Annotated in this window: 12 protein-coding genes; 5 read left to right on the forward strand and 7 right to left on the reverse strand. The window is 55.7% G+C overall.

What is annotated here, in order from left to right:
- Window positions 1-12 precede the first annotated feature (12 nt).
- Both phoU and EGK14_RS11245 read left to right on the forward strand, forming a co-directional pair.
- Entirely contained in the window at window positions 13-744 is a 732-nt protein-coding gene (gene phoU, locus EGK14_RS11240) for a phosphate signaling complex protein PhoU (protein ID WP_125289189.1), read from the forward strand.
- Between the two features lie 91 nt (window positions 745-835).
- Window positions 836-2,062, forward strand: a complete 1,227-nt coding sequence (locus tag EGK14_RS11245; RefSeq protein ID WP_233598485.1) for an MFS transporter — start codon at window positions 836-838, stop codon at window positions 2,060-2,062.
- Between the two features lie 254 nt (window positions 2,063-2,316).
- On the opposite strand, the gene yieH is transcribed toward EGK14_RS11245, so the two are convergent.
- The gene (yieH, locus tag EGK14_RS11250; RefSeq protein WP_125289190.1) at window positions 2,317-2,979 is read right to left on the reverse strand and encodes a 6-phosphogluconate phosphatase; all 663 of its coding nucleotides are present in this window, start codon (window positions 2,977-2,979) and stop codon (window positions 2,317-2,319) included.
- A 207-nt stretch (window positions 2,980-3,186) separates the two neighbouring features.
- Between yieH and EGK14_RS11255 the strand changes: the two genes are divergently transcribed.
- Window positions 3,187-4,500, forward strand: a complete 1,314-nt coding sequence (locus EGK14_RS11255) for an NCS2 family permease (RefSeq protein ID WP_125289191.1) — start codon at window positions 3,187-3,189, stop codon at window positions 4,498-4,500.
- A gap of 36 nt (window positions 4,501-4,536) precedes the next feature.
- Here EGK14_RS11255 and EGK14_RS11260 read toward each other — a convergent pair whose 3' ends face one another.
- On the reverse strand, window positions 4,537-5,268 hold the full coding sequence (locus EGK14_RS11260; RefSeq protein WP_125289192.1) for a 4'-phosphopantetheinyl transferase superfamily protein: 732 nt from the start codon (window positions 5,266-5,268) through the stop codon (window positions 4,537-4,539).
- A gap of 410 nt (window positions 5,269-5,678) precedes the next feature.
- Between EGK14_RS11260 and EGK14_RS11265 the strand changes: the two genes are divergently transcribed.
- Together EGK14_RS11265 and EGK14_RS11270 are read left to right on the forward strand one after the other, a co-directional pair.
- The gene (locus EGK14_RS11265; protein WP_125289193.1) at window positions 5,679-6,977 is read left to right on the forward strand and encodes an HlyD family secretion protein; all 1,299 of its coding nucleotides are present in this window, start codon (window positions 5,679-5,681) and stop codon (window positions 6,975-6,977) included.
- On the forward strand, window positions 6,958-9,054 hold the full coding sequence (locus tag EGK14_RS11270; RefSeq protein ID WP_125289194.1) for a peptidase domain-containing ABC transporter: 2,097 nt from the start codon (window positions 6,958-6,960) through the stop codon (window positions 9,052-9,054). Before EGK14_RS11265 ends, EGK14_RS11270 begins: the two co-directional genes overlap by 20 nt.
- A gap of 35 nt (window positions 9,055-9,089) precedes the next feature.
- Here EGK14_RS11270 and mnmE read toward each other — a convergent pair whose 3' ends face one another.
- The 5 genes from mnmE to rpmH form a co-directional block, all read right to left on the reverse strand.
- Window positions 9,090-10,454 carry a tRNA uridine-5-carboxymethylaminomethyl(34) synthesis GTPase MnmE gene (gene mnmE, locus EGK14_RS11275; RefSeq protein ID WP_125289195.1) on the reverse strand — a complete coding sequence of 455 codons (1,365 nt, stop codon included), beginning with the start codon at window positions 10,452-10,454 and terminating at the stop codon, window positions 9,090-9,092.
- Between the two features lie 91 nt (window positions 10,455-10,545).
- Window positions 10,546-12,189 (reverse strand): membrane protein insertase YidC, encoded by a 1,644-nt coding sequence (gene yidC, locus EGK14_RS11280; protein WP_125289196.1) that lies wholly within the window; start codon window positions 12,187-12,189, stop codon window positions 10,546-10,548.
- A gap of 11 nt (window positions 12,190-12,200) precedes the next feature.
- Window positions 12,201-12,449, reverse strand: coding sequence for a membrane protein insertion efficiency factor YidD (yidD, locus tag EGK14_RS11285; RefSeq protein WP_125289197.1), 249 nt, complete (start codon window positions 12,447-12,449; stop codon window positions 12,201-12,203).
- Window positions 12,413-12,772: a ribonuclease P protein component gene (gene rnpA / locus EGK14_RS11290; RefSeq protein WP_125289198.1), complete on the reverse strand. Its 360-nt coding sequence runs from the start codon at window positions 12,770-12,772 to the stop codon at window positions 12,413-12,415. Before rnpA ends, yidD begins: the two co-directional genes overlap by 37 nt.
- A gap of 17 nt (window positions 12,773-12,789) precedes the next feature.
- Window positions 12,790-12,930, reverse strand: coding sequence for a 50S ribosomal protein L34 (gene rpmH / locus EGK14_RS11295; RefSeq protein ID WP_003849659.1), 141 nt, complete (start codon window positions 12,928-12,930; stop codon window positions 12,790-12,792).
- Between the last annotated feature and the right edge of the window lie 515 nt (window positions 12,931-13,445).

The following is a 13,445-nucleotide window of genomic DNA, read 5'->3' on the forward strand; positions in this document are numbered from 1 at the left end:
CTGGAGAAACGCATGGATAATCTCAATCTGAATAAACATATCTCCGGGCAGTTCAACGCCGAGCTGGAGCACATCCGCACCCAGGTGATGACGATGGGCGGCATGGTGGAAAAACAGCTGACGGATGCCATTGTCGCGATGCACAACCAGGACGCCGAGCTGGCGCAGCGGGTGATCGATGGCGACCAGCAGGTCAACATGATGGAGGTGTCGATTGACGAGGCGTGCGTGCGCATTATCGCCAAGCGCCAGCCGACCGCCAGCGACCTGCGTCTGGTGATGGCGATCATCAAAACCATTTCCGAGCTGGAGCGCATTGGCGACGTGGCGGAAAAAATCAGCCGCACGGCGCTGGAAAAATTTGGCCAGCAGCATCAGTCGCTGCTGGTGAATCTGGAATCGCTGGGCTATCACACCATCCAGATGCTGCACGACGTGCTGGATGCTTTTGCGCGCATGGATCTGAATGCGGCTATTGAAATCTATCGGGAAGATAAAAAGGTCGACCAGGAATATGAGGGCATCGTGCGTCAGCTGATGACCTATATGATGGAAGATCCGCGCACCATTCCCAGCGTGCTGACCGCGCTGTTCTGCGCGCGCGCTATCGAGCGTATCGGCGACCGCTGCCAGAATATCTGTGAAATTATCTTCTATTTCGTGAAAGGTCAGGACTTCCGCCATGTTGGCGGCGACAGGCTGGACGAGCTGCTCACCGGCGAAAGCGACGACAAGCCGGTCTGATCATCGCGCTTCCGGCCTGACGCTTTAAGTTGGTCTGGCGGCGCTCGTAATTTATACTTGCCGCACTTCACACCGGCAAGGCACTCCCGTGATGCAACAAAAAAAAGGCGTAACGCCGGGCAAAGCGATGCTGGCGGCGATCAGCGGCTACGCTATGGACGGCTTCGATCTGCTGATCCTCGGGTTTATGCTGCCCGCCATCAGCCTTTCGCTGGCGCTCGATCCCTCGCAGGCCGGCTCGCTGGTCACCTGGACGCTGATTGGCGCAGTGATCGGCGGCGTCGTATTCGGCCATCTCAGCGACAAGCTGGGCCGGATCCGCGTGCTGACTTTTACCATCCTGATGTTTTCCGTGTTCACCGGGCTTTGCGCGTTTGCGCAGGGCTACTGGGATCTGCTGGCATACCGCACGCTGGCGGGCGTGGGGCTGGGCGGCGAGTTTGGCATCGGCATGGCGCTGATTGCCGAAGCCTGGCCCGCCAACAAGCGTAACCGCGCTTCCGCCTGGGTCGGCATCGGCTGGCAGCTTGGCGTGCTGCTGGCCGCTTTTATTACGCCGCTGCTGTTAACCTGTATCGGCTGGCGCGGCATGTTCCTGGTCGGGCTACTGCCTGCCGCCGCATCGTTTTTAATCCGGCGCGGCCTGGGTGAGCCGGAGGGCTTTACGCGGCATGTGGATGTCCATCAGAGCTTATCGTTCGCCGTCAGGCTGAGGCTGCTGTGTAAAGATGCCGCCACGACTAAGGCCAGCCTGGGGATTTTTATCCTGTGCTCGGTACAGAACTTTGGCTACTACGGCCTGATGATTTGGATGCCGGCTTACCTTTCCAACCGCTTTGGCTTCTCGCTGACTAAATCGGGGCTGTGGACGGCGGTCACGGTCGTGGGCATGACGTTGGGTATCTGGCTGTTCGGCATGCTGGCCGATCGTTTTGCTCGCTGGAAGATTTTCCTGCTTTATCAGGCTGGCGCAGTCGTGATGGTGATAGCCTACGCTCAGCTACGAGATCCAATGATGATGCTGTTTGCGGGTGCCGTAATGGGAATGTTCGTCAACGGCATGATCGGCGGCTACGGCGCGCTGATCTCAGACACCTATCCCGTTCAGGTCAGGGCTACGGCGCAAAATGTCTTATTTAACCTGGGCCGTGGCGTCGGTGGTTTTGGCCCGCTGGTTATCGGACTGCTGGCGATGCGGTTTTCTTTTACGGCGGCGATTACCCTGCTGGCACTGATTTACCTGCTGGATATTTTCGCCACGCTGTTTTTACTGCCGAAAAAGCAGGGCAGCGAGGATACGCTGGGCGCGATCGGCTAAACGGTGCCCGCGCCTGCAAGTCTTTCCTGCTGCTGCCGATCCAGATCGGCGGTTTTTCATCCTGATGGCTCAACGTTTATACCTTCACGGATATAGGTGCGTAAGTCATACCACTTCAGGTATAAAAACAAGCCTGAATGCTGCGTAGCTAACGTGGCCCGCCGGTTCGGATGAGGGGCGAGGGGTGTAAAAGAAAAATAATGCGAAAATCCTCTGCTCCCTGATATTTCATCAGCAAACCGGTCGATCCCGACTCAGCGCGTCAGCTGCCAGCCTTTTTGCCGCCATAGTTCCGGCAGCTGCGCCATGTCGTCAAAAGGCGTCACCAGCGGATGATCCAGCGGCCTGTTGTGCGGGTCTGCGCAGTAATAGAACACCGGGATGCCTGCCGCGATGCCTGCTTTGGCACCCGCTTCGGAATCATCCACCAGGATACACTGCTCCAGCGGCATCGCCATCTGTTCCGCCGCGTACGCTATCAGCGCGGGATCGGGCTTCCAGCGTGAAATCGTATAGCCGCTGTACAACCGGTCATCAAAATAGTCGAGCATCCCGGTTAACCCCAGCGAATGCTGCATTTTCGGCACGGTGCCGTTCGATACCACGCACATCGGTACGCTAATCTTCTCCAGCAGGGCTTTCGCGCCCGTAATCGGCTCCAGCCGCTGCTCAAAAAGGCGCGCCACTTCCTGACGGTAAGCCGGCTCCAGCTCCGTGACATCGGCGCTGAGATGATGTTTAGCGGTCACGTCGGCAATAATGTCATAGAGCTTTACACCCTTATATTTTTCAAACATCTCCTGCAGCGACAGCTCGACGCCGTAGCGCGCAAACGTATTGACATAGGCCTGGGTACAAAGCAGTTCGCTGTCTACCAGCGTGCCGTCGCAATCAAAAAAGATACAGCTAACAGACATCGGTTCATCCTTAACGAAGGGGCGTGCTTTTACTTTACGCGTGGAAAGGTAAAACGCGACCGGAAAAGATGAATTTTACGTTAACGGCACTGAAGTCAGGGCTAACAAGGCGCAATCGGTTGCGAAAAAACTCCGGTGCCGTCTGGCAAATTAAAATTTATCGTTTAGGATAGCCGACGATAACTTTTCTCCGTTTTGGAATCTTATATGAACAACTCAGGTCTACTGCAGCGGATCTTTAAACTACAGGAACACGGCACGACGGTGCGTACGGAAGTGATTGCCGGTTTTACCACCTTCCTGACCATGGTCTATATCGTGTTCGTGAATCCGCAGATCCTCGGCGTGGCGGGCATGAATACCCAGGCGGTATTCGTGACGACCTGTCTGATCGCCGCCGGAGGCAGTATTCTGATGGGGCTGGTCGCCAACCTGCCGGTGGCGCTTGCGCCCGCGATGGGCCTGAACGCCTTTTTTGCTTTCGTGGTCGTCGGCGCAATGGGCGTCTCCTGGCAGACCGGTATGGGCGCCATCTTCTGGGGTGCCGTAGGGCTGCTGTTGCTGACCCTTTTCCGCATTCGCTACTGGATGATTTCCAATATCCCGGTCAGCCTGCGCGTGGGTATTACTGCCGGTATTGGCCTGTTTATCGCGATGATCGGCCTGAAAAACGCCGGGATCGTGGTGCCTAATAAAGAAACGCTGGTGGCGGTAGGCGATCTGACCTCCCACAGCGTCCTGCTGGGCGCGCTGGGCTTCTTTATTATTGCCGTGCTGGCTTCCCGCAATATTCATATTGCGGTGCTGGTTTCCATTGTGGTGACTACGCTGATCGGCCTGGCGCTGGGCGACGTGAAGTATGGCGGCGTGTTCTCTATGCCTACGGGCATTACCTCCATTCTGGGCGAGGTCGATCTGAAAGGGTCGCTAAACGTTGGCATGGCGGGGATCATCTTCTCTTTTATGCTGGTAAACCTGTTTGACTCTTCCGGCACGCTGATTGGCGTAACGGATAAAGCGGGCCTGACCGATGAAAAAGGCACGTTTCCGCGCATGAAGCAGGCGCTTTACGTCGACAGCATCAGCTCGGTAGCGGGCGCTTACATCGGTACTTCTTCCGTTACCGCCTATATCGAAAGCTCCTCCGGCGTCTCTATTGGCGGACGCACGGGCCTGGTGGCCGTGGTGACGGGCGTGCTGTTTCTGCTGGTGATGTTCCTGTCGCCGCTGGCGGGCATGGTGCCGGCTTACGCTGCCGCAGGCGCGCTGATCTACGTGGGCGTGCTGATGACTTCCAGCCTGGCGCGCGTCAAGTGGGACGACCTGACCGAAGCGGTTCCGGCCTTTGTCACCACCGTGATGATGCCGTTCAGCTTCTCTATCACCGAAGGGATTGCGCTGGGCTTTATTTCTTACTGCGTGATGAAGCTGGGCACGGGCCGCTGGCGTGAAATTTCGCCGTGCGTCATCGTCGTGGCGATCCTGTTTGTGTTAAAAATCGTCTTTATCGACGCGCACTAAACTGAACGGGCCGCCGGCCCGTTTTTTTTGACCACGCTAAAGCGCGATTGCTTTTTCCGGCGGCAGGCTCACCAGCCGCAGCGCGCGTGGCCCCATCTTTTGTCCCGTGGCGGGAATATCCTGCAAGCCTTTCCAGCGCGCGTTGTCCACTTCCCACAGCGAGAGCCGTTCACAGCCCGATGAGTGGGCGCAGGACCAGATAATCAGCGGCTCAACGTCGGAAAAGGCTTCTGTCTGCGGCTGCAACAGCGAGCGTAGCCGCCCGGACGCGGGATGCAGCCTCAGCGAATCTTTTTTCGGGTTATCGGACAGCTTTAGTATGCTTTGCCGCATCGTCCAGAGCTGGGTGGCCGCCTCACAGGGATCGCTCTGGGCCTGTATCCACGCTTTTTCCGCCGGAGAAATTTCACGTGAATATCGCTCCAGCGTCTGGCGGCTGTGGGCGCGTACGATTTCCATATCCAGTCCGACGCTGCCGTCTTCACCAGCCAACAGTACGCCAACGATATTGCCTGCGTAGGCGATGCTGAAATCGGGCAGCTGCGGATCGGCAAAGTGGGGACGCCCGTTTGGCGATAGCCGGATTTCAGGCAGCGGCGAAATGCCGTAAAGGCGCAGCAGCATTTTCGCCAGCAGCATACGGGCCGCCAGAAAGCGCGTCCGCCGTCTTTCCGGTAGGTTACCGGCGCTTGCTGTTATCTGTTGAGAAAGCTGGTGTACCGGGACGCGGGTATCCGTCAGGATCCAGCGTGCGAAATGGCTGGCCATCTGTCGCTCCGTGAAAATGGGTGAAAACGCTTTATTATTGTAAATAATTTTCTTAGCGGGTGGCACGTAACTTTCCCGTTTTACCTCTAAATTAGGATTAATATTAACGAATGCGAGTTTGGTTCTCGTCGTCAACTCTCTTTTTATATGGCTTTTTAATATATTTATTTTCTTATTTGTTTTTAATAGTTACCTGTAATGGCCATATATAATAGTTAGAGGGATTGCAGAAGCGTTTTAATAAATTAGTATAATGGAATTGAATGTCGCTGTTATTTTTAATTATAAATTTGAGTTGATTGTCGTACGGAAAATAGTGTACTTTTCTCTGCCAGGCACGGAAGGCCGAAATTTATTAATTTCATCAGCAAGTGTTAATAAATTATTTATAATCAAACGCTAAGAATGTTATGGAAAATAAACCTTTATTTCGCATGGAAGCGGTGCAGCATTTGAAGACAAAATGGCTGGGTAAGGCGTTGTTAACCTCCGGCTACCCCGCCTGGGCCGTCGCTCTGGCGTCCATGCTGTTCTTTATTTTGCTGCTGGTATTTATTCTTTACGGCACCTTTACCCGGCGAATTAACGTCAACGGCGAGGTGATCTCGTTGCCGCATGCCATCACCATACTTGCGCCACAGCAGGGGTTTATTACCAAAACCTGGGCTGAAACCGGGCAGCGCGTAAAAAAGGGCGATCGGCTTTATCAAATCGACGTCAGCCGGATTACCTTAACCGGCAACGTCAGCGTTCGTTCGGTCGCGGCGATCAATCAACAGATTGCGCTATCGGAAACGATTATCGCCCGGCTTCAGAAAAATAAAGCGGCCACGCTGAAGAATTTGCAGCACCAGCTGGCGCAATACCAGGCGGCGCATAAAAAATCGCAGACGCTGATTTTTGAAGCCGGAAACGGCCTGAGCGAAATGCGGAAAAGCATGACGAGTTACGGTGATTACTTACGTAAGGGATTAATTAACAAGGAGCAGTTCGCCAATCAGCGCTACCTTTTTTATCAGCAGCAGAATGCCTGGCAGAGCCTGAATACTCAGGTTATTCAGGAAGCCTTGCAGATTAGCAGCCTGGAGAGCGAGCTGCTGACCAAGGGGATCGAATATGACAACCAGATTTCGCAATATCAGGCGCAGCGCAGCGATCTGATGCGCCAGCTGGCGGAAGTGGACGCCAGCGGCACGCTGTTTATTACCGCACCGAGCGACGGAAAAATTGAAAACATGAGCGTGACGGAGGGCCAAATGGTTAGCCCTGGCGATAGCCTGGCCCAGCTGACGCCTGCCAGCAGTAACCGTTATTACCTGATGCTGTGGCTACCTGACACCAGTATGCCCTACATCCATCCTGGCGACGCCATCAACCTGCGTTATGAAGCGTTCCCCTTTGAGAAATATGGCCAGTTCCCGGGCCGTATCCTGTCTATTTCCAACGTGCCGGCTTCCTATCAGGAAATGGGCAAATACAACACGCTTCCGCGCACCGACGGCGTCATTGAACCTTATTACAAGGTGATCGTGTCGCTTGAAGAAAGCCGCTTCAGCTATCAGGGCAAGCCCCTGGCGCTCTCCAGCGGTATGAAAGCGCAGGCCACGCTGTTTCTGGAAAAACGGCCTCTCTGGCAGTGGATGCTGTCGCCTTACTATGACCTCAAAAAAAGCATTAGCGGGCCTGTAAATGAACGATCCTCTTTTTGACACCCTCCTGTGTCGGCTGAATTTCAGCTTTCGACGTAAAGTGCCGGTCGTATTGCAAACCGAAGCGGCAGAATGCGGCCTGGCCTGTCTGGTCATGGCCTGCCGCTATCACGGCATGGATATTGACCTGTTTAATTTGCGCAGCCGATTTGGCATTTCTTCACATGGCGCTACGCTGGCCGTGCTGATCGACATCGGCAGGCAGCTGAAGCTGAAAACGCGGCCGCTGGCGTTGGATCTGGACGAGCTGAAACAGCTGAAAACCCCCTGTCTGCTGCACTGGGATATGAGCCACTTCGTGGTGCTGGTTGCCGTCAAAGGCTCGCGCTTTATCCTGCACGATCCGGCCTTTGGCCGTCGTGTTGTCGGGCTGGCGGAAATGTCCCAGCACTTTTCCGGGGTGGCGCTGGAAGTTTGGCCGGACAGCGAGTTCTCCCGCGTTAAACAACGCAGCAGCCTGAGCTTTACCAGGATGATGAAAAACGTCAGCGGGCTGCCGGGCTTTCTGGCTAAAATCTTCTGCCTTTCGCTGGTGATAGAAGCGGTTAACCTGCTGATGCCGGTAGGAACGCAGCTGGTGATGGATCATGTGATTATCGCGGAAGACCACGATTTGCTGTCGCTGATCTGTATCGGGCTGCTGGGCTTTATCCTGTTCCGTGCCTTCGTCAGTATGCTGCGCGCCTGGACATCGCTGGTGATGGGATCGCTGATCGACGTACAGTGGAAGGCGGGCATGTTCGATCATCTGCTTAATCTGCCGCTCAACTATTTTGAGAAGCGCAAGCTTGGCGACATCCAGTCCCGCTTTGGATCGCTGGACGTGATCCGCAACACGTTAACCAGCAGCCTGGTGAACGGCATTATTGACTCGCTGATGTCGATTGGCGTGTTTATCATGATGTTCCTGTACGGCAGCTGGCTGGTCTGGGTCGTGCTGGGCTTTACGACGCTGTATATGCTGCTGCGCCTGGCGACCTGGCAGCGCTATCGTCAGGCGCAGGAAGAGCAGATTGTGAAAGGCGCGCGGGCCAGCTCGCATTTTATGGAAAGCCTTTACGGCATCGGGACGTTAAAAGCGCTGGGCATAACCGCCAAGCGAGCGCAGTTCTGGCTAAATCTGAATATTGACACCACCAACGCCAATATTCGCCTGACCCGACTCGATCTGCTGTTTGGCGGCGTGAATACTTTTATCAGTACCATCGACCAGGTGGTGATCCTGTGGCTTGGCGCCTCGATGGTGATTGATGGTCAAATGACGCTGGGGATGTTTGTCGCCTTTAACGCCTATCGCGGCCAGTTTTCCGATCGGGCCGCCAGCCTGATCAATATGGTGCTACAGCTGAAAATGCTGACGCTGCACAGCGACAGGGTAGCGGACATCGTCTTTACCGATGCGGAAGAAAGCCAGCCGGGCCGGACGCTGGTAGCCTCGGGCGAACCGGCCAGCTTTGAAGCGCGCGGCGTCACCTATCAGTATGACAAGCTGTCGAAACCGATTTTCAGCGGGCTGAATATCACCGTCGAGGCCGGCGAGAGCGTGGCGATTGTCGGGCCTTCCGGCATTGGCAAAACCACGCTGATGAAGGTGATGTCCGGCCTGCTGGCGCCTGCCGAGGGCGAAATCCTGATCAACGGCCTGAATATCAACAATATCGGGCTGAATAACTATCGGGAATGTATCGCCTGCGTATTGCAGGAAGACAAGCTGTTTGCCGGTTCTATCGCTGAGAACATCGCCAGCTTTGACGGCGAGAGGGATATGGAGCGTATTATCCGCTGCGCTATGGACTGCAATATTCACGAGGAGGTTAGCGCGATGCCGATGGGCTACGAGACGCTGATTAGCGAGCTGGGCGGCAGCCTGTCGGGCGGACAGAAGCAGCGTCTGCTGATTGCCAGAGCCTTATATCGACGGCCCAACATTCTGTTTCTGGATGAGGCTACCAGCCATCTGGATCTGGCTAACGAGGCGCATATCAATGCTTCCGTGGCAGCGCTGAAAATCACCCGTATCTTTATCGCGCACCGGCCATCGACTATTGCCAGCGCGGACAGGGTGATTGAGCTGTAACATCGCGCCCTGTGGAAAAACAGGGCGCGGGAGCATTACTTGCCGATACAGAAGCTGGAGAAAATCCGTCCCAGCAGATCGTCGGAAGTGAACTCGCCGGTGATCTCGCTTAACGCCTGCTGCGCGACGCGTAGCTCTTCTGCCAGCAGCTCGCCCGCTTTTGCACCCAGCAGCTGCTCTTTGCCCTGAAGCAGGTGAACGGCCGCTAACTCCAGCGCCTGAAGGTGACGACGGCGCGCCAGGAAGCCGCCTTCGGTATTGCCAGCAAAGCCCATTGTTTCCTTAAGGTGCTCGCGCAGCACCTCAACGCCTTCACCCGTACGCGCGGAGAGACGGATAAGTGAGTGATTGTTTACTTGCGTCAGCCCCAGCGTTTCGCCTGTAACATCCGCTTTATTGCGTACCACGGTAATCGGCAGGCTGGCCGGCAGACGGGCAATAAAGTCCGGCCAGATTTCCGCCGGTTCGGTCGCGCCGGTGGTCGTACCGTCAACCATAAACAACACGCGGTCGGCCTGCTCGATTTCATGCCAGGCGCGCTCAATCCCGATCCTTTCCACCTCGTCGCTGGCTTCGCGCAGCCCGGCGGTATCGATAATATGCAGCGGCATCCCGTCGATATGGATATGTTCACGCAGCACGTCGCGCGTGGTACCGGCAATGTCGGTTACGATGGCCGCTTCACGACCCGCCAGCGCGTTGAGCAGACTGGATTTCCCGGCGTTGGGGCGGCCTGCAATCACTACCTTCATACCTTCGCGCAGCAGACTACCCTGACGCGCTTCGGCGCGCACGCCGTCCAGATCGGCTATTACCTGATTCAGCTGGGCTTCGATTTTGCCGTCCGACAGGAAGTCTATTTCCTCGTCGGGGAAATCAATCGCGGCCTCCACATAGATGCGCAGGTGAGTAAGTGCTTCCACCAGCGTGTTGACGCGCAGTGAAAAAGCGCCCTGAAGCGAGTTCAGCGCCGAGCGTGCCGCCTGCTCCGAGCTGGCGTCAATCAGATCGGCAATAGCTTCCGCCTGGGCCAGATCGAGCTTGTCGTTAAGGAAGGCGCGCTCGGAGAACTCGCCGGGACGAGCGATACGCACGCCGGGGATAGCCACAATGCGCTTCAGCAGCAGATCCAGAATGACCGGCCCGCCGTGGCCCTGCAGCTCCAGCACGTCTTCGCCGGTAAAGGAATTCGGGCCGGGGAACCAGAGCGCAATTCCCTGATCCAGCGTGGTGCTATCGGCGTCGCGAAAAGGCAGATAGTCGGCGTAGCGGGGCTTCGGCAGCTTGCCCAGCAGCGCATGGGCCACCTCGGCGGCTTTGGGGCCGGAAACGCGCAGAATACCCACGCCACCGCGGCCTGGCGGCGTCGCCTGGGCGACGATAGTCTCGCTATGACTCATGTTCGACTCTCTTTTTAAGGCAAAAAAATAAGGCGGTCAGTTGACCGCCTTATGATAACCCTTGTCCGCGCCGTTGGCGACGGGACGTCGGTTAAGCTTTTTTCTTGTCGCGGCTGTGCAGACCGCGTTTTTCCAGCCCACGGTAGATCAGCTGCTGTTGCAGAATGGTCACCAGGTTGCTGACGATGTAGTACAGCACCAGACCAGAAGGGAACCACAGGAAGAATACGGTGAAGATAACCGGCATAAAGGTCATGATCTTCTGCTGCATCGGGTCGGTCACGGTGGTTGGCGACATCTTCTGAATGAAGAACATCGTCACGCCCATCAGGATCGGCAGGATGTAGTACGGGTCCTGGGCCGACAGGTCATGGATCCACAGCGCGAACGGCGCATGACGCAGCTCGATAGAGCCCATCAGCATGTAGTACAGCGCAAGGAAGATCGGCATCTGAATAACCAGCGGCAGACAGCCGCCCAGCGGATTCACCTTCTCAGCTTTATACAGCGCCATCATTTCCTGACTCATGCGCTGCTTATCGTCGCCTAAGCGCTCGCGCATCGCCTGAATTTTCGGCTGCAGCATACGCATCTTAGCCATTGAGGTGTACTGCGCTTTGGTCAGCGGGTACATGATGCCGCGTACGATAAAGGTGATGACGATAATGGAGAAGCCCCAGTTACCGATAAAGCTGTGCAGGAACTTCAGCAGCTTAAACAGCGGCTGAGAGATAAACCACAGCCAGCCGTAGTCCACGGTCAGGTCCAGGTGTGGGGCGATAGCCGCCATTTTATCCTGAATTTCCGGGCCAACCCACAGCGTGGCGTTGAGGTTCTGCTGCGCGCCTGCCGCAACGGAAACCGGCGTAGACTTGTAGCCTACCGCAGCGATGCCGTTACCCAGATTGCTGGTGTAAAGCGTGTTAGCGCCGTTGGTGCGCGGCACCCAGGCGGTAGCGAAGTACTGCTGCAGCATCGCCACCCAACCGTTGTTGGTATTGACGCTCAGGTTTTCGTTATCGCTGATTTTATCGAACTTATACTTCTCGTAGTTGGTCTCACTGCTGGAGTAAGCCGCGCCACGGAAGGTGTGCAACGCAAAGTTATTGCTGCCGGTATCGCGATGCTTAGGCAGATCGATAGTCTGCTTCAGCTGGCCGAACATCGCCACTTCCAGCGGCTGCTGGGTAGTGTTATTAATCTGGTAATCCACGTCGATGGCGAACTCGCCGCGCTTCAGCACGAAGGTTTTGGTATAGGTCGCGCCGTTTTCCGCCGTAAAGGTCATTGGAATACGCAGCTCGCTCGCGCCGTCAGCCAGCTCAAAGCTGTCCTGGGTCGTGGTGTAAAGCGGGCGGGCACCGTTGGCCGGGTTATCCGGGCCGTTGCGTCCGGTCAGGCCGCTCTGCGCCTGATAGAGAAAGCCTGGCGAGGTTTCCAGCAGCTGGAAAGGCTGTGAAGAACCCAGCTTGTCCGGGTAAGTCAGCAGCTGCGCCTGCTCAATATCGCCACCGCGAGTATTGATCTGTAAAGACAGGACGTCAGTCTTAACGGTGATCGTTTTGCCCTGGCCGCTGGCGGGTACACCCTGGTTTGCGGCATCACCGGCTGCTGTCGTGTTTTGCGTGGTCTGGGTTTGCTGCGGCTGCGGAGCATGGTCCGTCTGCCAGGTCTGCCAGATCATAAAAGACACGAACAGAAAAGCGATGAGAAAAAGATTGCGTTGCGAATCCATCGTTAATGTTCTCAGTTATCGTCGGTTTTTGGCGGCACCGGATCGTCACCACCCGGGTTCAAAGGGTGGCATTTTAATACGCGTTTCATCGTCAACCAACTGCCTTTTACCACACCAAACCTGCGCAATGCCTCAATACCGTATTGCGAACAGGTTGGGTGGAAACGACAGTGGGGTCCTAAAAGCGGGCTAATCGCGCGTTGATAAACGCGGATCAGCGCAATCAGGAGCCGCGAGCCAGGCGACAGTGACGACGCCACATCTTCTCCAACGCTTCCATCAGCGCACGGTTATCCAGATCGGCCACGCCTTTTTTCGCCACCACTACAAAATCCATAGCGGGCAGGTCGTGCTGACGCAGGCGAAAGCTTTCGCGGGTCAATCGCTTGATCCGGTTGCGTTCATGCGCGCGCTTAACATGTTTTTTGGCGACGGTAAGACCGATGCGGGGATGCCCCAGCGAGTTAAGGCGGCCGAGGATGGTGATTTGCGGCGTACCGGCTCTTTGTGGCTGCTGGAAGACGAAAGTGAAATGAGTGGGAGTTAACAAACGTAACTCCCTGGGAAATGCGAGCTTAACCACTCAGCGGTTAGCTTTTATTACTTAGAAACGGTCAGACGTGAACGGCCTTTAGCACGACGACGTGCCAGAACCTGACGACCATTTTTTGTTGCCATACGAGCACGGAAACCATGTGAACGGTTGCGCTTCAGTACGGACGGTTGAAAAGTGCGTTTCATGGCGATTTCTACCTAAACTTGGAAAATTTCACTTAGTGACGCGCTTGAAAGGTCCGAAAACCGACCGACGCCTCAGTGTATCTTTAATAAAGAGGCGGGATTGTAATAATTGTACAGTCCGGAGTCAATTTACTTCGCTTTTAAAGGCGCGTCTGGTATCCCGTTCGACCGCAAAACCAGCCGGTACGGGCCAGAGCGCAACACGCCGGGGCACGAATTATACGGCCTCTGTGGTAAAGCGCAAGGATCGTTCAGGATCTTCCGCCGATCTTATTACAAGCGCGTTGCGTAAATAACGTGACGGCGCCTTAAATTTTCATCTAATGCGCAGGATCCTGAATGTCTTTTGAGCGCGAACGAGTAAACTTGTCCCTGCGCGCTTTGCCCTGTGGATAAATTGGAACAAAACTGTGTAGAAAGTGAAGATCTCTGCTGCGCTTTGCGCTATGATCCGCCCTTCCGTTAGCGATCCTCCGGGTCAGTCAGCGGCGGAGAAACCGCGGACAGCGGTTCGT

The sequence above is a fragment of the Erwinia sp. 198 genome, assembly GCF_003937915.1.
GTDB classification, from domain to species: domain Bacteria; phylum Pseudomonadota; class Gammaproteobacteria; order Enterobacterales; family Enterobacteriaceae; genus Erwinia; species Erwinia aeris.